19 protein-coding genes are annotated in these 20,722 nt (G+C 61.3%); 10 read left to right on the forward strand and 9 right to left on the reverse strand.

The genetic code is table 11. The annotated features are described in order from the left end of the window. Positions 1 to 90: 90 nt before the first annotated feature. On the forward strand, positions 91 to 2,121 hold the full coding sequence (locus VFN25_RS07185) for an ATP-binding protein (RefSeq protein ID WP_325140314.1): 2,031 nt from the start codon (positions 91 to 93) through the stop codon (positions 2,119 to 2,121). 79 nt (positions 2,122 to 2,200) lie between these two features. Further along, positions 2,201 to 3,676: an anthranilate synthase component I gene (gene trpE, locus VFN25_RS07190; protein ID WP_325140316.1), complete on the forward strand. Its 1,476-nt coding sequence runs from the start codon at positions 2,201 to 2,203 to the stop codon at positions 3,674 to 3,676. A 188-nt stretch (positions 3,677 to 3,864) separates the two neighbouring features. Here trpE and VFN25_RS07195 read toward each other — a convergent pair whose 3' ends face one another. The 8 genes from VFN25_RS07195 to VFN25_RS07230 form a co-directional block, all read right to left on the reverse strand. Further along, positions 3,865 to 5,040, reverse strand: coding sequence for an ABC transporter permease (locus tag VFN25_RS07195; protein ID WP_325140318.1), 1,176 nt, complete (start codon positions 5,038 to 5,040; stop codon positions 3,865 to 3,867). Beyond that, on the reverse strand, positions 5,037 to 5,771 hold the full coding sequence (locus tag VFN25_RS07200; protein ID WP_325140319.1) for an ATP-binding cassette domain-containing protein: 735 nt from the start codon (positions 5,769 to 5,771) through the stop codon (positions 5,037 to 5,039). The genes VFN25_RS07195 and VFN25_RS07200 overlap by 4 nt, the downstream gene beginning before the upstream one ends. After that, positions 5,768 to 7,291, reverse strand: coding sequence for an alpha/beta hydrolase (locus VFN25_RS07205; RefSeq protein ID WP_325140321.1), 1,524 nt, complete (start codon positions 7,289 to 7,291; stop codon positions 5,768 to 5,770). The genes VFN25_RS07200 and VFN25_RS07205 overlap by 4 nt, the downstream gene beginning before the upstream one ends. A gap of 69 nt (positions 7,292 to 7,360) precedes the next feature. Then, positions 7,361 to 7,747, reverse strand: coding sequence for a hypothetical protein (locus VFN25_RS07210; protein WP_325140323.1), 387 nt, complete (start codon positions 7,745 to 7,747; stop codon positions 7,361 to 7,363). 15 nt (positions 7,748 to 7,762) lie between these two features. Further along, the gene (locus tag VFN25_RS07215) at positions 7,763 to 7,957 is read right to left on the reverse strand and encodes a helix-turn-helix transcriptional regulator (RefSeq protein ID WP_325140325.1); all 195 of its coding nucleotides are present in this window, start codon (positions 7,955 to 7,957) and stop codon (positions 7,763 to 7,765) included. Next, positions 7,954 to 8,358, reverse strand: coding sequence for a hypothetical protein (locus VFN25_RS07220; protein WP_325140327.1), 405 nt, complete (start codon positions 8,356 to 8,358; stop codon positions 7,954 to 7,956). Before VFN25_RS07220 ends, VFN25_RS07215 begins: the two co-directional genes overlap by 4 nt. A gap of 44 nt (positions 8,359 to 8,402) precedes the next feature. After that, positions 8,403 to 8,798 (reverse strand): hypothetical protein, encoded by a 396-nt coding sequence (locus VFN25_RS07225; RefSeq protein WP_325140329.1) that lies wholly within the window; start codon positions 8,796 to 8,798, stop codon positions 8,403 to 8,405. 87 nt (positions 8,799 to 8,885) lie between these two features. Next, the gene (locus tag VFN25_RS07230) at positions 8,886 to 9,632 is read right to left on the reverse strand and encodes an FAD-binding oxidoreductase (protein WP_325140382.1); all 747 of its coding nucleotides are present in this window, start codon (positions 9,630 to 9,632) and stop codon (positions 8,886 to 8,888) included. A gap of 72 nt (positions 9,633 to 9,704) precedes the next feature. On the opposite strand from VFN25_RS07230, the gene VFN25_RS07235 reads away from it, so the two are divergent. Continuing rightward, positions 9,705 to 10,646, forward strand: coding sequence for an ABC transporter ATP-binding protein (locus VFN25_RS07235; protein WP_325140331.1), 942 nt, complete (start codon positions 9,705 to 9,707; stop codon positions 10,644 to 10,646). Beyond that, on the forward strand, positions 10,643 to 11,425 hold the full coding sequence (locus tag VFN25_RS07240) for an ABC transporter permease (RefSeq protein WP_325140332.1): 783 nt from the start codon (positions 10,643 to 10,645) through the stop codon (positions 11,423 to 11,425). Before VFN25_RS07235 ends, VFN25_RS07240 begins: the two co-directional genes overlap by 4 nt. Positions 11,426 to 11,566: 141 nt before the next feature. On the opposite strand, the gene VFN25_RS07245 is transcribed toward VFN25_RS07240, so the two are convergent. Then, positions 11,567 to 12,352, reverse strand: coding sequence for a TatD family hydrolase (locus VFN25_RS07245; protein WP_325140334.1), 786 nt, complete (start codon positions 12,350 to 12,352; stop codon positions 11,567 to 11,569). A 141-nt stretch (positions 12,353 to 12,493) separates the two neighbouring features. On the opposite strand from VFN25_RS07245, the gene VFN25_RS07250 reads away from it, so the two are divergent. From VFN25_RS07250 to VFN25_RS07275, 6 genes are all read left to right on the forward strand, one after another. Beyond that, positions 12,494 to 13,687: a hypothetical protein gene (locus VFN25_RS07250; RefSeq protein ID WP_325140336.1), complete on the forward strand. Its 1,194-nt coding sequence runs from the start codon at positions 12,494 to 12,496 to the stop codon at positions 13,685 to 13,687. Positions 13,688 to 13,801: 114 nt separating this feature from the next. Continuing rightward, positions 13,802 to 16,306, forward strand: a complete 2,505-nt coding sequence (gene hrpB, locus VFN25_RS07255) for an ATP-dependent helicase HrpB (protein ID WP_325140338.1) — start codon at positions 13,802 to 13,804, stop codon at positions 16,304 to 16,306. Positions 16,307 to 16,454: 148 nt separating this feature from the next. Further along, positions 16,455 to 17,513, forward strand: coding sequence for a MotA/TolQ/ExbB proton channel family protein (locus tag VFN25_RS07260; RefSeq protein WP_325140340.1), 1,059 nt, complete (start codon positions 16,455 to 16,457; stop codon positions 17,511 to 17,513). Continuing rightward, on the forward strand, positions 17,510 to 18,598 hold the full coding sequence (locus tag VFN25_RS07265; protein WP_325140341.1) for a peptidoglycan -binding protein: 1,089 nt from the start codon (positions 17,510 to 17,512) through the stop codon (positions 18,596 to 18,598). The genes VFN25_RS07260 and VFN25_RS07265 overlap by 4 nt, the downstream gene beginning before the upstream one ends. Positions 18,599 to 19,342: 744 nt before the next feature. Further along, positions 19,343 to 19,876, forward strand: coding sequence for a GNAT family N-acetyltransferase (locus VFN25_RS07270; RefSeq protein WP_325140343.1), 534 nt, complete (start codon positions 19,343 to 19,345; stop codon positions 19,874 to 19,876). A gap of 65 nt (positions 19,877 to 19,941) precedes the next feature. Next, the gene (locus VFN25_RS07275) at positions 19,942 to 20,703 is read left to right on the forward strand and encodes a tetratricopeptide repeat protein (protein ID WP_325140346.1); all 762 of its coding nucleotides are present in this window, start codon (positions 19,942 to 19,944) and stop codon (positions 20,701 to 20,703) included. The last annotated feature ends 19 nt before the right edge of the window (positions 20,704 to 20,722 follow it).

Here is a 20,722-nt window from a genome sequence, read left to right on the forward strand (position 1 = left end):
TGTACCAAGCTACCCCTCACACTCCCAGCGCCAACCCACTCCCGACTCCCCACTCCCGTTTTCAACCCACTCCCCACTCCCGCCCCACCCATGTCCCTGCGCCTGAAACTCCTCCTCGTTGCCCTGTCCACGCTGACCCTGCCCTGGGCCGGCTGGCAGTTTGTGCAGCAGACCGAGGCGGTGTTGCGCCAGGGTCAGGAGCAGACCCTGCTGGCTTCGGCGAGTACGCTGGCGCGTTCGCTTGATGTACTGGGCATCGAGGCGCCGCAGCCGGATGCCGTGCTCTACGTGCACGAACGCAAGGCGGTCATGCATATCGATGGCTATGGTGATGACTGGCAGACCTTCCGGCCCTATGCGCAAACCATTGCGGCGGATGGCGACAAGGCCAAGCTTGAGGTCATGCTCGCTGAAGATGAGCAATGGCTTTATCTCTATGCGCGGGTGCGCGATGCGACACGGCAGCGTGTTGATGCCAGGGATTTCGCGGTGTCACGCAGCGACTATCTCGATCTGTCCCTGATTCGTGCCGGCCAGTCTCGCCGCTACCGAATCGCGAGTGCGGCCCCGGGCAGTTTCGATGCGCCGGCGATTGACGGTGAAGGCCCGTTCCCGGATCGTCTGACCGGCGAATGGCAGGAGGATGGCTCCGGCTACAGCATCGAGTTGCGGATTGCGCGATCCGACGCGCCGGATCACATGCTCTTCGATGTCCACGACTCTGCCGTTGCAACTCGGACACCCGGCACGCCTCTCGCCTTGCTCGGCTACAACAAGGCCACCGCCATCTTGCTCGCCAGGCTCGCTCCCGACCATGTGCGCGTGCGCATGGTCTCGGCCGATGGCTGGCTGGTGGCCGCTGGTGGTTCGCTCGATTTCGCTGTGCCAGCAGGGCAAGACCAGGGCTGGCTGGCCGGTTTCATTTATCGCCATCTGCTCGCACCGGAGTCGACCGATGGAGCTTCAGCGCCCCGCTATGTCAACGCTTTCGGCGCCATCGATCCGCGCTTGCAAGGCGATGATCTCTGGCAGGCTTTGTCTGGCGTGCCCGCGACCGGATGGCGCAGCACCGACAACGGAGGTGTGTTGCTGATTGCCGCAGTTCCCTTGCGCAGTCGCGATGCCCAGCGTGGCGCGCTCGTACTTGAGCAGGCCAACCCATCCCTGCCGATGCTGGCCAATCGGGCGCTGTCGAGCCTGCTCGGTGCAAGCCTGCTGGCCCTGCTGGTAACCGCGGCCTTGTTGCTGTTGTTTGGCGGCTTGTTGAGTTGGCGGATTCGCCGCCTGCGCAATGCAACCGAGCGCGCGACACGAGCCGGAGGTCGGCTTTCCGGTCCGCTGCCGCTGGCCAATTCCAGCGATGAACTCGGTGATCTGGCGCGCAGCTTTGGACGTCTGTTCGACGAAGTCGGCAGCTACACCGAGTACCTGCAGACCCTCGCATCCAAACTCTCGCATGAACTCAATACGCCACTGGCCATCGTCAAATCCTCGCTCGACAACCTCGACCACCAGAACCTGCCGAGCGATGCCCAACCGTATCTTGATCGTGCCCGCGATGGCGCCGGAAGACTCGGCGGCATCGTCCGCGCGATGAGTGAATCGAGTCGCGTGGAACGCGCGATCGCTTCGGCCGAAGCCGAGGATTTCGATCTGCGCGAACTGGTCGCCGGTTGCGCCGAAGGCTATCGCAGCGTTGCCGGTTCACGGCAGCTGCAAGTGAATCTCACCGAGAGTCCGCTGCCATTCCACGGCGCACCCGATCTGATTGCCCAGGCACTCGACAAGCTGTTCGACAACGCGCGCTCATTTTGCAGCGCGGATGGATGGATCCGGATTGGACTGGCCCGTGGCGAGTCGGGAATCATCCTGCGCATGGCCAACAGCGGTCCGCTGCTGCCTGGCAACATGCAGGAGCGCCTGTTCGATTCACTGGTCAGTCTGCGCGAGCGCAGCGCGCGCGGTGGCGGCGAGACGCCGCATCTTGGCCTAGGCCTGCATGTCGTGCGCCTCGTTGCGGAATTGCATAACGGCCATGCCAGTGCAGCCAACCTCGCCGATGGCAGCGGCGTCGAATTCAGCTTGCACCTGGCGGCAATGACCCGCCGCCGGTTGGGATAATCCACGGCGTGGCGCCCGCGCTGTCGCGATTCACCATGCCCTGCTATCTTCTCGGGCCGTTTTGACCTGAAGCAGAGCCGTGATCACGCAGGAACAATTCAACGCCTACGCCGCCGAGGGCTACAACCGGATTCCGGTCGCGCGCGAAGTGCTGTCGGATCTGGATACGCCACTGTCGGTGTACCTGAAGCTCGCCGATGGACCGTATTCGTATCTGTTCGAATCGGTGCAGGGTGGCGAGAACTGGGGACGCCATTCGATCATTGGTCTGCCGTGTCGACGCGTCTACTCGTTACGCGGACACACGCTGAGCATCGAGGAACTTGGCGAAGTCGTCGAGACTCGTGAACTGGCCGATCCGCTGGCCGAAATCGACGCGCTTCGCCAGCAATACCGCGTGCCGACCCTGACCGACATGCCGGCATTTTCCGGCGGCCTGGTCGGCTATTTCGGTTTCGAGACGATTGGCTGGATCGAGCCGCGATTCGCCATGGACGACAAGCCCGACCAGCTTGGCACGCCTGACGCCCTGCTCATGCTCAGCGAGGAAGTCGCCGTCTTCGACAACCTCAAGGGGCGGCTGTATTTGATCGTGCATGCTGATCCGTCGCAGCCACAGGCTTATGCTCAGGCTTGTCGTCGACTCGACCAACTGGCCTTTCGCCTGCGACATTCCGGATCGAGCTATCCGGAGACACTCGATCCGAAGCCGCTCGACGAAGCTGATTTCGTCTCCGGTTTCACCCGCGAGGGTTTCGAGGCAGCGGTGCGCCAGGCCCAGGAATATATCCGTGCCGGCGACATTTTCCAGGTCGTTCTTTCACAACGGCTCAGCGTGCCGTTTCGCGCACGACCGGTCGATGTCTATCGCGCCCTGCGTTCGCTGAATCCGTCGCCATACATGTACTTCATCGATTTGGGCGTGAGCCAGATTGTCGGTTCTTCGCCGGAAATTCTTGTACGCCAGCAGCATGGCAAGGTCACCCTGCGACCGTTGGCCGGAACCCGGCCCCGTGGCGATACGCCCGAGCAGGATCTTGCCCTCGAAGCCGAACTGCTGGCCGATCCGAAAGAGCGCGCCGAACATCTGATGCTGATCGATCTCGGCCGCAACGATGTCGGCCGGGTCAGCAAGACCGGCAGCGTCAAGCTGACCGACAGCTTCGCCATCGAACGCTATTCACATGTCATGCACATCGTCAGCCAGGTCGAAGGCGATCTCATTGATGGCCTGACCAGCATGGACGTGCTGCGCGCGTCGTTTCCAGCCGGAACGGTCAGCGGCGCGCCGAAGATTCGTGCGCTCGAAGTGATCCGCGAACTCGAACCGATCAAGCGCAACATTTATGCCGGCTCGATCGGTTACATCGGCTGGTCCGGCGATACCGACATGGCCATTGCCATCCGCACCGCCGTGATCCAGGACGGCCACCTGCACGTACAAGCCGGTGCCGGCATCGTCTACGACTCCGACCCAGCCACCGAATGGGCCGAGACGATGAACAAGGGCCGGGCGTTGTTTCGCGCCGTGGCGCGCGCGGCGAGCGGGCTTTGAAGGCGGGAGTGGGGAGTGGGGAATAGGGAGTGGAAAGGGCGGTTTCGGCGAATTGGATTGTGTCGCGAGAACCATGGTGGTCACATCGACATGTAGAAGAGCGCTCTCCGCTCACCGCTCACCGCTCACCGCTCACCGCTCACCGCTCCCCACTCCCCACTCCCGCATCAAAGCCCGCTCACCAGCCATCAGGTTGAAATCGCCAGGCGCTCGCCCTTGTAGATATGCGCGGTGATGAAGTACACGATCACCGCTGCCAACGACGTGCATGCAAAGCACAGGGCGATTTCGGCGCTGCCGATGGCTTCACCACGCATCAGCCGGGTGATCGTGACTTGCTGGCCGACCAGCGGTACGGCGTACATCCAGGTTTCCACCTTGAACGGGAAGATCGACATCAGCAGGGTCGGTAGGGCCGGCACGAACATCAGCAGCGACAGATAGGTCTGCGCCTCACGGAAGCTCTTGGCGAAGGCGGCGGCCAGGGTTTGCAGCGTGGCGATCAGGAATACCAGCGGCAACATCGTGATCAGGGTCAACACCGCAAAGTGGGTGCCGATCGACAGAGTCATGCCGAGCTTTTCTGTCGGCATGAACTGACCGGCAAACGAAAACGCGATGATGCTGAGCAACAGCGTGGTCAGGGCAAAGGCACCGGTGGCTCCGAGCTTGCCGAGCAGGATCTTTGTGCGCGCGACCGGGTTGGCGAACAGCGGTTCGAGGGACTGTCGTTCACGCTCGCCGGCGGTGGTATCGATGGCCAGAGCCATGCCGCCGATAAAGGCGCCGAGGATGAAGAAGTAAGGCAGCATCGAGAACATCATGCCGCCGCGCGCCTGCGCGGTGGATTGGTCGCGATCGGCGATCACCAGTGGCCGGGTTATCGTTGGTGACAAGCCACGCGCGACCAGACGCAGCGAACTCGTGCGCTGGCCATAGCCTTCGATAATGCTGCGCAGGCGGCTCACCGAACCCTGCGCATCGCGTTGCGATTCATCGAAGATCAATTCGACCTGGGCTGGCTCGCCCTTCTTCCACGCGTCGGCATAGCTCGGTGGAATGCGCAGAACCAGATCGGCCTCCTGATCACGTACCGCTTGTTCTGGATTCGTGATCGGATCCTTGATGATGACGCCGTACTGGGTCAACGCATCGATCAGGTTCGGCGCGTTCTCGGCACCGATGACCGGCACCGGCAACGGCTTTTCGGCCTTGTCGAGTTCGCGCGAAACGATGCCATTGATCAGCAAGACAAAAATCAGTGGTGCCATCAGCGGACCGGTGAGCAAGGTGTTGATGACGGTGCGTCGGTCGCGGATGTTCTCGCGCACTTCCTTGAGAAAGACAGTGAGGATGGTTTTCATGCGGCGAGTCCTTCTGCGGATCCGATGACCTGGACAAAGGCATCTTCGAGATTGGGGGTTCCGGCCTGCTCGCGCAGCTGGTCTGGCGAGGCATCGGCAACGACGCGGCCATGGGCGATGACGACGATGCGATCACACAGTGCGCCGACCTCCTGCATGATGTGACTGGAGAACAGTACGCAGCGGCCTTCGGCTTTCAAGTGACGCAGGAAGTCACGCATGGCCCGAGTCGCCATGACATCAAGACCATTGGTCGGCTCATCGAGGATGCAGTTCCTCGGATCATGGATCAGGGCCCGGGCGATTGCGGTCTTCACGCGCTGGCCCTGGGAGAATCCGTCTGTACGTCGATCGATGATTTCGCCCATGTCGAGCGCCTTTGACAGGCCATCGATGCGGCTGGCGATCGTTGCCTCGTCCATGCCTTGCAGGCGTCCGAAGTACTCGATGTTTTCGCGTGAAGTCAGGCGCTTGTACAGGCCGCGTGCGTCGGGCAGCACGCCGAGGCGTTTGCGCACGGCGATCGGATCGACGGCAGCATCGATGCCATCGACCAGCACCTGGCCGCTGTCGGGTTTCATCAAGGTATAGAGCATGCGCAAAGTGGTCGTCTTGCCGGCGCCGTTGGGCCCAAGCAGGCCGGTGATCTCGCCATCGCGTGCGGTGAAGCCTACGCCGTCAACGGCTTTGACCTCGCCGAAGGCCTTGTTCAGTGCTTTCAGTTCGATCATGGTGCAGCTCCATTGAAATCGAGGAAGTAGGGGGTTGGGCCGAGCTCGTCGACGCAAGCAGCATCGAGCGCCTTCGGGGCTAGCGTGTCCATGAATTCGCTGACCAGCTTCGGCATGCAGCCGCGACCGATGACGTTGTGACCCTGGCCCTTGGCGACGATCAGTTTGGCGTTGTCGAGATGCTTCATGACTTGTTCGCCGTAGCGTGGCGGGGTAACCGGATCAAGTTCGCCTTCGAGCACGAGAATCGGCGTATCGCCCTTGACCGGCTCATTGAAGTCAGCCGGCTTCTCGCCGTGCGGCCAGATTTCGCATTGGGCCTTGAGCACGGTGACCATGCGATCACCCAGCAAGGTGTCGACATCGGCTTTGTTTGGCTGCAGTCGATCGGCATCTTCCGAGCAGATCACCGAGAGCTGCAGACCGCTGCCGACCAGATCTTCGATGCCCTGGCTGAGGATGCCGATCTGTCCAAGCAACGGCGCATCGTTGCCGGCCAGCGATTGCTCAATGGTGTGCGGCAGCAAGGCTGCGGTTTCCGGAGCGTAGGCAAACATGCGTACAAGTCCGACCATCGAGTCGCCGTTTAGGGTTTCAGTTTTCTGCTCGAAGCTGACCGGATCGGCGTAACTGACTTTGCGCGGTGAGTCGGTCAGAGCTTTACGCAGCTTGAAGAGATCCGCGTACGGATCAGGAAATGTCTTGGCGCAATCGGCCTGCTTTGCACATTTGGCAAACTGAGCCTTGAGCGCATCATCGAGATTGCGCGCGAACTCGGCGCCGAGGACGAGCTCATTCGGCGCGACACTGTCGAGAACGATGCTGCGCACACCGTCGGGATGGCGCTTGAGATATTGCTGGGCGACGCGGGTGCCATAGGAAACCCCGACCAGATCGAATTTCGGTGCGCCAAGCGCCTGACGCAGCGCTTCGAGATCCTCGACCGCATCGGTAGTCGTATAGAAGCGCGGATCGGCGTGTGCGGACACCTCCTGCAAGCATTGCCGAGTTGATGCGGCTGTGCGTTCGAGATTGAACGGTAGTGAATCCTCGTCCTCTCTCTTGCATTTGAGTGGATTGGAAGCGCCGGTACCGCGCTGGTCGAGCAGGAGCACATGGCGATGTTTGCGCGCCGGTCCAAGCGCGTCGGCCATCTGCGGCCAGGTATCGACCGCTGATTGACCCGGACCACCAGCCAGATAAACGATGAAGTCGTCATCGGCGGCCTGGCTGCTCGGGATCAGGGCGAACTTGAGATCAAGCTTGCGAGAATTCTTGTCGGCGCGGTTCTCCGGCACCTGAAACGGCGAGCACCAGGCCTTGGTGGTAGCCGCCGAGTGTTCGCGCTTGAGTTCGCAAGGCTTGAAGTCCAAGGTGCCAAAGCGAAAGGTTTCGGCACCGGCGGCAATACGAAATTTTCCACTCGTGCTTTGCGCGGAATCCGTCGTCGACGGTTTGTCGCGGTATTTTCCGTAGCCGAATGCAAGCACGGCGAGCAGCGCTGCAATGCCTATTTTCATGTTCTTTTTCATGGAAACCTCTTGGAGACAGATGTCTTGTTGTTCGGGCGATGATCCAGAGTCATTGCGTCATGCCCAGTAGCGATAGCGCAGACGGACCCAGATCTGCGCGCCCAACCAGCAGGCGCACATGATCAAGCCGGCGACCGGAATGGTTGTCTTCATCGCATCGAACAAATCCAGAAAGGTCAGCATGACGATCACGCACAGCGATACCGAGAACGCGATGGTCATGGCCTCGACTTCGATGCGCTGGCGCAATTCGTCGCGTTTGCGCAGACGCCGCATCTCGGCATAGGCCATCCAGGCAATTGAAGGCAGCGGAATCATGGAGACGAGAATTCTCAGCGCACCGGGGTCCATGCGTTTGCTGACGACGCCGGCAATCAGCACGCTGGCGATATAAAACAGGGTCACCGGGCCCATGTCGATCAGGTAACGTTTCCATCGATTCATGACGTTCATTCGAGTTCAGGCATCAGGATTGAAAATGGTTTCGATCGACTCGCCGAACAGGCGCGCGATGGCGAAAGCGAGCGGCAAACTGGGATCGTATTTGCCGGTTTCGATGGCATTGACGGTTTGCCGCGAGACATCAAGACGATCGGCCAGCTCGGCTTGTGACCAGCCACTGTTACTGCGAAGTTCGCGGACGCGATTATTCATTGGTAGCGTCGCTGTGCCCAGATCCGGGCCAGTCCGTAGGCGATCCATTGCGCCGGAAAGACCCAGCGCATGGCGTCTCGCGCACTCAATGCGATGACATTGGCGACCAGCAGCAGACTCAAGGTCAGACAACCGAGTCCCACTGCGACCGCGGCAATAGCCAGCGCTTCAAGATCGATCCGCCGCTGCATCTCGTCACCGGCAAGCAGCAGCCGAACGACGGCGCGTATCGCAAACAGGATTGGAACCACCGGCAGCAGGCTGACCAGCGTGCGCAGCATCAAGGGCGCGTCGAGCAAGCTGTGCTCGAGGAGCCAGAGGCAAAACCAGGTCGTCGCCACATAGGCCAGCGCAGCCGCGAGGCAATTGCCCAGGTTCATTTTGCGATTTTCGTGGGTCACGTGAATCTCCGTGTTGCGCGGCTGCGATTCAACTTCGACGGCGCCTATTCGGCGTCGCAGCGTCGTATCGCCAGGCTACGCGCCAAACCGAAGGTCCCCGCCAGCACCGGAAATACCCAGAACAGAATCGAACCATCGAGCGAGATGACCTCGCCAGCGGCGAGGAAACCGCCAATCAGGCTGGTGACACCGACGACACCCGCTGAAATTGCCAGCGCTTCAAGATGCAGGCGTTGCATCATTTCGTCAGCGGCGAGGATGTGCCGAATAATGGCGCGTGTGGTGAAACCGATTGGAATCACGGGAGCCATGGCGATAAGCGCCCGCAACATGACGTCGTCGGTTGTTCGTACCAGCGGCCACACGGTCAGCATGACGATCGTGTAGACGGCCATCGAGGGCAGGAGTTCGCGCAGATAGCGTTTGTCAGTGGCTCGCATGGGGTATTCCGTGTCAAGTAAGCTTGACATAGCCTAGCGAGCGAAACCGTCAAGTGTCAAGCACCCTTTACACTGAATTGAGCCGGACTAGCGCGAAGAGATATATTTTTCGCGGCGGATCTGCGGCACCGGCAGGCCGGCTTCCTTGAGCAGACTGAAGCTCTCGTCGACCATGTCCGGGTTACCGCACAGATAGACGATATCGGTCGCCGCATCCGGCTTCAGCGCCTCGATGGCGACTTGTACGCGACCGTTGCGATCACCTGCGCGCGGAACGGCGCGCGGCTCGCGACTGAAGCACGGATGGAAGCCGAACCCCGGCGTCGTTTCGGCAAATGCGGCGAATTCGTCACCATAGAGCAGGTCGCCCTCGTTACGCGCGCCGTAGATCAGCTCGAAGCTGCAACCGCGACTCCGGGTCAGCTTCGTGATCAACGGCAACATGGCCCGATACGGCGTGACACCGGTGCCAGTGGCAACCAGCAGGTAGCGCGAATTGCTGTCGGCATCCATCAGGCAGAAGCGACCATACGGGCCGCTCGCATCAACGCTGTCGCCCACTTGCAAACTGCCCAGCAGCTCGGTTGCGGCACCGCCATCGACATAGGACACGGCGATTTCGATCTGCCGGATCGGTGTCGCATCGCCGCTGCCAACCGTTCCGACCGAATAGCTGCGCTTGGTCGGTTTGCCATCGGCATAATGGAAGTGGATTTGCATGAATTGCCCGGGGATGAATGCGAACGGCTCGTCATCGGCGCGCTCGAAGACCATGTGACGCACGGCCGGGGCAATCATGTGGGCGGAAACGAGACGGAGCGGAAACTGGATGATGGCCACGTCGAAAACAGTCGTTGGGAACAGCCCGCTATACTATCAGCCTCCCTCGCCTACGCCTTTCTGCCCATGTCCATGAGCCAAGCCCCCGCGCTCGAAATTCATGAGTTGCGCAAGATCTACGCCGGCGGCGTCGAAGCCCTCAAGGGCATCTCGCTCGACGTCCAGCCCGGCGATTTCTTCGCCCTGCTCGGCCCCAATGGCGCCGGCAAGTCGACCCTGATCGGCATTGTCAGCTCGCTGGTCAATGCCAGCTCCGGCTCGGTCAAGGTGTTCGGCGTCGATATCGCCAGGGATCGCGAGGCAGCGATGCGTCTGCTTGGCCTGGTTCCGCAGGAGGTCAATTTCAACTTCTTCGAGAAGCCGTTCGAGATTCTCTGCAACTACGCGGGCTTTTACGGCATACCACGCGCCGAAGCCAAAATTTGCGCCGAACAGGAATTGCGCCGCGCCCAGCTCTGGGACAAGGCGCACACCATGGCGCGCACGCTTTCCGGCGGCATGAAACGGCGCCTGATGATTGCCCGCGCGATGATGACCCGACCGCGCCTGCTGATTCTCGACGAGCCCACCGCCGGCGTCGATATCGAGATCCGGCGCGGCATGTGGCGCACCTTGAAGGAGGTCAACGCTGCCGGTACCACGGTAATCCTGACCACGCATTATCTGGAGGAGGCCGAGAGCCTGTGCCGCAACCTCGCCATCATTGACGGCGGTCGCATCATCCAGAACGGGCCGATGAAGACCTTGCTCGCGCAGCTCGACGTCGAAGGCTTCCTGCTGGATATCGACGGCGACTTGCCGAACGTATTGCCGGTTATCGATGGCGTCGAGATCCGCGCGGTGGACGGCCGTACGCTCGATCTGGCGATGCCGCGGACGATGAATCTCAACCGCATTTTCGCCAATCTCGACACGGCTGGCATCCGCGTGCGCTCGATGCGCACCAAGACCAACCGCCTTGAGGAATTGTTCGTACGCATGACCGGCAACAAGGATGAAGCAGCATGAGTACGCCGAGCCGCCACCCGAACCTGACCGCACTGGTCACGATCGCGCGTCGCGAGATCACCCGCATCCTGCGTATCTGGGCGCAGACCCTGGTTCCGCCGGCGATCACGATGACCCTGTATTTCCTGATTTTCGGCAGCCTGATCGGTGCTCGCATCGGCGACATGGGCGGCTACGACTACATGGATTTCATCGTCCCCGGCCTGGTCATGATGGCCATCATCCAGAACAGCTACGGCAATATTTCATCGAGTTTCTTCGGTGCGAAATTTGGTCGCCACATCGAGGAAATGCTGGTCAGCCCGATGCCGAACTGGGTCATCCTCGGCGGCTATGTCGCCGGTGCCGTGCTGCGTGGCCTGCTCGTCGGCGTGATTGTCATGTGCATCGCGATGCTGTTCACCGAGGTGCGCATTCCGCATCCACTGATCACCATCAGCACGGTATTGCTCGGCGCGACGATCTTCTCGCTGGCCGGTTTCATCAATGCAATCTTTGCCCGCAAGTTTGATGATGTGGCCATCGTGCCGACCTTCATCCTGACCCCGCTGACCTATCTCGGTGGCGTGTTCTATTCGGTCAAGCTGCTGCCCGATTGGGCTCAGGTATTGACCCACGCCAACCCGATTTTCTACATGGTCAACGCGTTCCGTTACGGCTTGCTCAACACCAGCGACGTGCCGATCTGGATTGCGTTTGCCTTGATGATCGGGTTTGTCGTGGTGTTGGGTGGGCTGGGTTTGTGGTTGTTGAAGCGTGGTGTGGGGTTGCGTTCGTGACGGTGAGCGGGTGAGCGGGAAAGTCCGTTCAAGCGAATTTGATTGATGGGTGAAAACCAGGAATGTCAGAGACAACGCACCAAGCGCCTCGTTGTGCGCTATCCGCTCACCGCTCCCCCGCTCACTATCTGAAACAACGTTTCAGATCCCGAAGAATGCCCGACTCGTCGCCAAGGCATTCGCCGCTGTCACCTCAACCTCCTCTCCGCGATCTCGCGCCAGTTCCTCGACGATGTGCCTGAGATACATCGGCTCGTTGCGCCGGTGCGAGGGTTTCGGGGTGACGGTGCGCGGCAAGAGATACGGCGAGTCGGTTTCGATCATCAGACGATGGGCCGGAATATCACGCACAAGTTCGCGCAGATGGGTGCCGCGGCGTTCGTCGCAGAGCCAGCCGGTGATGCCGATATGCCAGCCGGCATCGAGATAGTCGACCATCTCCTCGCGCGTGCCGGTGAAGCAGTGCACGACGGCCTTGCCGAGACGTCCCTGGTAGTTGCGCATCACCGCCATGAAGTCCGCGTGCGCGTCGCGCTGGTGCAGAAACAAGGGCTTGGCGCAGTCGACGGCAATCTGCAGCTGGCGCTCAAAGGCCTCGATCTGCGCGGCTTGCGGGGAATAGTTGCGGTGATAGTCGAGTCCGGTCTCGCCGACCGCTTTGACCTCGTCGGCTTTGAGGTGCTCGCGCAACTCGGCATCGGTGGCGTCGTCGTAGTCGCTGGCGTGATGCGGATGCACCCCGGCGGTGGCGAACAGCACACCCGGATGCGCGCGGGCCAGCGCTACCGCCATGCGGCTACCGGCCGCGCTCGCCCCGGTGACGATCATTTGCCTGACACCATTGGCCAGCGCCCGCTCCAGCACCTGATCGAAATCAGGTCGAAACGATTCATGGGTGAGGTTGGCACCGATATCAATCAGTTGCATACAGAAAATCGCCGTGCAAAAGCGCGATTATGTCGCCAAGCGATGCACAAGCCTACCGCCTCGCCCTGTTGAAAGTTCACAGCGGGTTCACCCCGTCGCTGCGAGTATCCTTGCCGTTAGTCCAATCCTCCGGAGTTCAACATGTTCAATCACACCCGACTATTCCTTGGCGCCGCATTGCTCGTTGCCGCCTGCTCCGCCAGCGCGGCAACACAGACCACGGTCGGCGTCGACGCCTCGCGCGCAGCGCGGGTCAACACGGTAATGACTGAACGCCTGCAGATGCTGCAGAAACGGTCAGCGGAAGATCCGGCGAAGTCTGCCAACAGCGTGAACTCTGCGATCCCGGGATTGCCGCGACCCAACAATCTGACCCCTTATCCACCGAGCTGCCTGGCTGACCCGTTGCCGGATCAAAGCAGCGGCCCGACCTACAGCCAGAACGTTTCGCTGGCTGCCTTCAATACCAACACGCAACAGGTCGATTCGACCGAGATCGTCAATATCACCATCTGGCGGGTTGCCTGCAGCACGCCCGTAGGATCGAACTTCCAGTCGGCGACGCTGATGCGGATCAACCGCAACAGCAACAGCACAACCATCTACCCCCTGTTCCCGGCCATTCGCGTCAGTCAGGGTTCTGTCGGTTTTGGCGACTCGGACTATCCGGAAAATATCGCTCGAACCGCGATCGAACCCAATACCTGGATATCCGATGTGCAGGTCGACACGCCGATCATCAACGATACAACCTTAGTTCTCGAAAATTACGACAGCAATGTGACCAGCGTGTTTGATTTCAACAATGTCTTCAGCGTGCGCTTTGACAACCTGTTCGCAAGCAACAACCTCTTCTACATCGATGTTCCGGTCTACAACCCGACCGCACAGACCTACCCGGCAGCGTTCCAGAACCTTCCGATCTCGGGCTATATGACCAGCAACTGGTATGACCCGACCGCCAGCGGTGAGGGCATCGCGCTGCAGATCTTTGATCATCCCACCAATGCCGACAGACTTGTAGTTTCGTTCACCTGGACCGCCTTCGATCCGAGCGGCCTGCCGTTCTGGTTGTTTGGTCAGGTGGATATTCCGCGCGGGGCCACAAGCGCAACATCCGGCATGTTCTACAGAACCGGTGGTGGTCTTGGTGGCAACAGTGGTGCTGCAAGCGCTCCGATTCCGTGGGGTTCGGCAACGGTCAGTTTCCCCGATTGCAACAATATGACCTTCAGCTTCGCCTCCAACTCAGGCTTGCCTGCAGGCATCCCGACCGGTAACGGCACGCGCGACTGGATCCGTATTGCCAACATCAACGGACTCGGCTGCCAGTAACCACCTGGATGAATCGTCCTTGACCGAAAACGGCGCGATTGAATCGCGCCGTTTTTCGTTTGCGCGCAGCCGATCGGCGACAATGCCAGTCCTGCCAATTCACGACACCTTGCATTGAGTTCTGCTGATTTCCCCATCCAGGAAGTGCTGCCCGAGCTGTGCCGATCGCTGGCAGCGCATCCGCGACTCGTGCTTGAAGCGCCGCCCGGTGCCGGCAAGACCACTCAGGTACCACCCGCACTGCTCGATGCACCGTGGCGGCGGGGACGGCGCATCCTCATGCTCGAACCGCGACGCATCGCAGCGCGTGCCGCAGCGGAGTTCATGGCCGTGGCACGTGGCGAACAGGTTGGCGAAACCGTCGGCTATCGCATCCGCCACGAATCCAGAATCTCGGCGGCGACACGCATCGAAGTCATCACTGAAGGCATCCTCACGCGAATGTTGCAGGATGATCCGGAACTGCCGGATGTCGCCGCGATCCTGTTCGACGAATTCCACGAGCGCCATCTGCATGGTGATCTCGGTGTCGCTCTGGCGCGCGATGTGCAGGCGACGCTGCGCGAGGATCTGCGTCTGCTCATCATGTCGGCGACGCTCGATGGCGAGCGCATCGCGCGCTGGTTTGATGCGCCACGGCTGAGCAGTGCCGGACGAAGTTTCCCGATACGCATCACGTATCCGCCAGCGCGCGCCGGCGAACATTGGCCGGAGCGCGGCTGGACCGCACATCTCGCTCGTGTGGTTGCGCAGGCACTGGGCGAAGCGGATGGCGATGTTCTGGTGTTCCTGCCCGGCCGCCGCGAAATTGATGCCGCGCGCCGCACACTCGATGCAAACGATATCGATGTTGTCGCCCTGCATGGCGAGTTGTCACTGAGCGATCAGCATGCGGCGCTTGCGCCCTCGGCAACCGGCCGGCGCCGCGTCGTGCTGGCGACCAATGTCGCCGAATCGAGCCTGACCCTGCCCGGTATCCGCGCCGTGATTGATACCGGCCTCGCCCGCGAACCGCGATTCGATGCGAATTCCGGATTCTCGCGTCTGCAGACGGTCAACATTTCGCAAGCTTCGGCCGATCAGCGCGCCGGGCGTGCCGGGCGTCTCGGCCCTGGCATCGCTTATCGATTGTGGCCACAGAGCCGCCGCCTGGAGCCTTCGCGTAGCGCCGAGATTGCACACGTGGAATTGTCGCAACTGGTGCTCGAACTGAAGGCCTGGGGCAGCGATGCGCTGGATTGGCTGGATCCGCCACCGAGCGGAGCCATGGCCCAGGCCAGGGAATTGCTGCGTGCGCTCGGCGCGCTCGAGGCGAACGATTCGATCAACGCCTTTGGTCGCCAGCTGCTTGCTTTCGGCGCGCATCCGCGCCTGGCGGCGGCGGTCTTGCGTGCAGCTACGCAAGATCGGGCCCTGGCCTGCGATCTGGTCGCCCTGATCGAGGCACGCAATCCGCTGCGTGGCCAGGCCAGCCGCGATGATGACTTTCGCCAGCGCGCAAATGCGCTGGCGGCCTGGCGCGGACGCGACTCGCGGTCGATTGGCGAGCTCGGTGCGGATCGCGGAGTACTGGCAGCGATCCAGCAGTCGGCCGATGCCTGGCAACGGCGCGCGCGCGTCAGCCGCGAGAGGTCCGATGCGACGGGAGCAACCACGATCGGCGATATCCTGATCCACGCCTACCCCGATCGCATCGCACGACAGGACAGCGCCAACCCGCGCCGCTACCAGCTCGCCAATGGCCGCGGCGCGCGTCTGCTCGATGAGAGTTCGTTGTACGGTGAGCCGTGGCTGGTCGTCGTCGATTTGCGTTATGACGAACGCGACAGCCTGATCCTTGCCGCCGCGCCATTCGACGAAGCCATCCTTGAGCGTGATTTTGCCGAGCGCTTCGAGCGCGTGCGCAAGGTGCGCTGGAATCGCGACACGCGCGCCGTCGAGGTTTTCGAAGAACGCCGCTTTGCCGCGATCACTCTGCAGCAGCGAAGTGTGCCGGCACGGGCCGAAGACACCGTGCCGGCGCTGATTGCCGCCGTGCGTGAGCTCGGTCTTGAAGCACTGCCGTGGAGCGATTCGGCGATCGAGTTGCGCCAGCGCGTCGAGTTCCTGCGTTGTCATGTGACTGAATCCGGACTGCCGGATTTTTCCGACGAGGCCTTGCTGGCCACGCTCGAATCCTGGCTCGCTCCAGTGCTCGCCAACAAGCGTCGCCTCGATGCCTTGCGCGCCGAGGAATTGTCGAACACGCTGACCGCGCAACTGGACTATGCGCAGCTCCGTCTGCTCGACCAGCAGGCACCAACTTCGATCAAGGTGCCGAGCGGACTTGAACGCCGGCTCAGCTATCCGACCGACGCGACACCGGTGCTGGCGGTCAAGCTGCAGGAATTGTTCGGCCTGGCCGAGTCGCCGCGCGTGGCCAACGGCCGCGTCGCCGTGACCTTGCACCTGCTTTCACCGGCCGGGCGGCCAATTCAGGTGACCCAGGATCTGCGCGGTTTCTGGGAGCGCACCTACCCGGAAGTCAGAAAGGAACTCAAGGGCCGCTATCCCAAGCATCCGTGGCCCGATGACCCGTGGAGCGCCGTCGCCACGCACCGGGCCAAGCCGCGACGCTGAACCAAACATCAACAATGACGGTCGAAAACACGACATTGATCCAATCTGTCGGCGTTCGCGTGGCATGGTAGGCGCCGCGAATCCGCACAACGCATTGCTGCGTTGACGCATCCGAGTATTCCAACCCCTTCGAACACCGAGGCCAAGCATGACCCGATTCAATCGCGCACTCGTATGGATGTCCGCCTTCCTGATTCTGGTGCTTGCGCTTGGCGCTCTCGTTGGCGCGCGTCTGCTTGAGATTTTCCAGGCCAATCCATTTTTCAATGGCGTGATCCTGACCGTGCTGGCCGCCGGCATCGTGGTCAATTTCCGCCAGGTCATGCTGCTCAGCAACGAATCGCGCTGGATCGAATCGTTCCGTCGCTCGAACCCCGAGCGCGCGGTCGAAGGCAAACCCCGCCTGCTGGCACCGATGGCACGCATGCTGGGCAATCGCGAACGCGGCAAGGCGGCGCTGTCGGCACCGTCGATGCGCACGATCCTCGACAGTGTGCAATCGCGTCTTGAGGAATCGCGCGACCTTTCGCGCTACCTGATCGGCCTGGCCATTTTTCTCGGCCTGCTCGGCACGTTCTGGGGCTTGCTGGTGACCATCCGATCGGTCTCGGAAACGATCGGTACGCTGAATGTCGGCAATGATGCGCTGACCATGTTCAGCGCCCTCAAGGAGAACCTCAAGGAGCCGCTTGGCGGCATGGCGACGAGCTTCTCGACCTCGCTGTTCGGCCTCGCCAGTTCACTGGTGATCGGCTTCCTCGATCTGCAAGCCGGGCATGCGCAGAACCGTTTCTACAACGACCTGGAGGAATGGTTGTCGGGCATGACCCATCTTTCTTCGGGCAGCTCATTCGAAGGCGATGCTTCGGTACCGGCCTATGTGCAAGCCCTGCTCGAGCAAACCGCCGACGGCCTTGAACGGATGCAGCGCGCAATCGTCGAGAACGAGCGCGAGCGACGCGGCGCGAACGAGCAGTTCGCTGAAATATCCAGCCAGCTCGGTCGCCTCAATGATTTGATCGCGCGCGATGCCCGGGATCGCCAGGGCGCCGCGCAAACCCAGGATGAACTGAAAACGGTATTGCGCCAGATCGCCAGTCATCCGGCCTCGGATTCGCGCCTGTCCGATGAGCTGCGCAGCGAATTTCGCCTGCTCTCGCGCACGATCGCCGCTGCCGTCGGCACAGGCCGCGAGCCTCGCGCATGAGCTCCCTCGCTCGCCGACGTCGGCGCGCATTCGACATCTGGCCGGGATTCGTCGATGCGCTGAGTTCATTGATCATGGTCATGATCTTTGTCCTGCTGATCTTCGCGATCGGCCAGTTTGTGCTTTCCGACACATTGGCCGGCAAGAACAAGGCGCTGGATTCACTCAATGCGCAGGTCGCCGAGCTCGCCCGCACCCTGTCCCTGAGCGAAGACCAGAAGCGCGCCCTCGACATTCGCGTTGCCGAACTCAGCGCGTCGCTCGGCAGCACCGAGGCCGAACGCGACAAACTCGGAGCCGATCTCAGCGCAGCGAATATCGAGGCGGCCAAACTCAGCAACAACATTACCGCCCTGAACGAACTCAAGGCCCAGCTCGAAGCCGAAGTCGCGCGCCTGGCAACCGATCTCGACACCAGCCGCGGCGATCTGGTCAAGCAAACCGAACTCGGCAATGCGGCAACGGCACAGGTCGAATTGCTCAATCGACAGATGGCCGCGATCCGCGAACAATTGGCCAAACTCGAAACCGCCCTCGGCATTGCCAGGGAAGAGCTCTCGAACAAGGACACGAAAATTGCCGATCTCGGCAACAAGCTCAACATCGCCCTGGCCAATCGCGTTGGCGAACTCGAACGCTACCGCTCTGAATTTTTCGGCAAGTTGCGTGAGGCGCTGGGCAACCGCAGCGACGTGCAAGTATCAGGAGATCGGTTCATCGTGCCGACCGACATCCTGTTCGATTCCGGTTCCGCCGAGCTCGGCCCAGCCGCGCAGGATCGCCTCGATTCGCTGGCCGCGACAGTTCGCGAAGTGTCCGCCGAGATTCCTTCGTCAATCGACTGGGTGTTGCGCATCGATGGCCACACCGACAAGCGGCCAATCCACACCGACCGCTTCCCCTCGAACTGGGAGTTGTCGACCGCGCGTGCCGTGGCCATCGTCAAATATCTGGTGGTCCAGGGCATCCCGGCGAACCGCCTGTCGGCCAACGGCTTCGGCCAGTTCCAGCCGATCGATTCGGCCGATACACCTGAGGCCTACGCGAAGAATCGACGCATCGAGCTGCAGTTGACCAATCGATGAGTCGGTTGGCGCTGTCGCTGGAGTAGGAGTTCTGTGGGAGTGGGACTTGTATCGGCAATGTCCACCAACTTCCGTTCGTGGTGAGCCGAACCCGTCCTTGTCGAAGGGAACCATGATCGCAAGTTTCCGAGCAAGCTCGGCACCGTTGAGTCTCAGCTCGAAAGGTGGCGGCCCAGTTACCTTGGTCTTGAGTTCTACGCCGCTTTGCGGCGCGGCATCCCTGCGAGCCACCCTACGGGCCTTTCCTGCGCCACTTCGCCGCTCCTGCAGCGCAGTGGTGCCTTTCTCTTGGCCACGCAAGAGAAAGACACTCGCTCGCCGGGAGGCGAGTGAAACCCCGGCATGGATGCCGCGCCGCAAAGCGGCGTAGACATCAACAGCAAGGTCACTGGGCCCCTGCCTTCGCAAGGGCGACGAGAAAATGGGAGGGATGCCGCGCGACGAAGGACGACTGCATGGATGCAGGAGGTACGCCTCCATGGATGGAGGCGGTAGAACGGCGTCGGGAACAGCCGTCGAGAGGTCGCTCCTGCGCATCGTGCGCACGCGACATTCGCACATCCATGTGCAGCACAACGCAGGAGCAATTGCCGAGCGTACTTTGGTAGCGCAAAGACGCTGGACTCCTGCCTGCGCAGGAGCGACGGGAGGCGATGGATTTCTTTCGAATTCGGTTTGACGCTAGTCCAGAATACTCCTCAGGCACCATCAATCCGATCATTCTTCGTTCGAACATTGACCACCATGCCAACCAACACCAACCCCCCACCATTCCAACTAGAAACCGAACGCCTGACCCTGCGCGAACTAACGCCCAACGATGCCGCTTTCATGCTCGCCCTGCTCAATGACGCGGATTTCATCCGGCATATCGCCGATCGCGGCGTGCGCACGCTGGAGCAGGCGCGGCAGTACATCGTTGATGGTGCAATGGCGAGTTATCGGGAGCATGGTTTTGGTCTGTGGGGCGTGGTTCCGGATGGCATGGAAGATTGCGTCGGCATCTGTGGGCTGATCCGTCGGGCAAGTCTCGATGATGTCGATATCGGCTACGGCTTTTTGCCCGAAGCGCGCGGCAAGGGTTACGCGCTGGAGGCCTCACGTGCGTGCATGGATTTCGGTCGTGGTCGGCTCGGTCTGCGCCGCATCATTGCGATTACTTCGCAGGACAATCTGCCCTCGGCGCGATTGCTTGAGAAGATCGGCCTGCGTTTCGAACGGCTGATCCGATTGGCTGATGATGCCGAAGAACTGCGCCTGTACGCCTGGGTTGCCTGATCCAATTCTGGACAGACCGCAATCGGCAAAGGAAACTGGGCGGATTGTCGAATGGAGTCCGAGGCGTGCCTGTTCTGGGTTTTGGTTTGCATATCTTCGTCGCGATCCTGTGTGCCGTGCATGTCTTGCGCACCGGTCAGGAACGCTGGTGGTTGTTCGTGCTGTTCCTGTTTCCGCTGCTTGGCAGCATCATCTATGTGCTCGCCGTTTTTCTTCCCGAAATGTCGCGTTCGCGTGGTGGTCGGCGCGTGGTCCGCGGCTTGCGCGACAGCCTCGATCCGGGGCGGGAATTGCGCGAGGCCGAGGCGGAGTTCGAGCAGTTGGCAACGATCGCCAACCGCATTCGCGTCGCCGACGCGCTGCACGGTGTCGGACGCAATGAAGATGCGATCAGCGCTTATCGCGAGGCCTTGCACGGCGTACACAGCGACGATCCGGATATCCAGGTCAAGCTTGCTCGGGCCCTGCTCGATCAAGGCGAAGCCACGGCCGCGCGCGAATTGCTCGAATCCCTGATTTCCAGCCGCCCGGACTTCAAATCGCCTGACGGCCACTTGATCTATGCGCGGGCGCTGGCCGCCTGTGGCGAGCGCGACAAGGCGCGTGAGGAATTCGATGCCCTGATCGGCTACTACGCCGGTATCGAGGCACGGGTTCGTTATATCGAGGTGCTGGAGAGCTGGGACGAGAACAAGGCTGCCGTCGATCTGGTCGCCGAGTCGCTGCACCACGTCAAACTCATGCCGGCCGGTTCACGGCGCCTCAATGCCGAGTGGATCCATGAGCTGAAGCGGGCTTCCGCGCGGCTTGCTGCAGCAAACAGCTGAACTTGTCCGCAACAAACCG

Origin of the sequence: Dokdonella sp. (genome assembly GCF_035703485.1) — a bacterium.
Taxonomy (GTDB): domain Bacteria; phylum Pseudomonadota; class Gammaproteobacteria; order Xanthomonadales; family Rhodanobacteraceae; genus Dokdonella.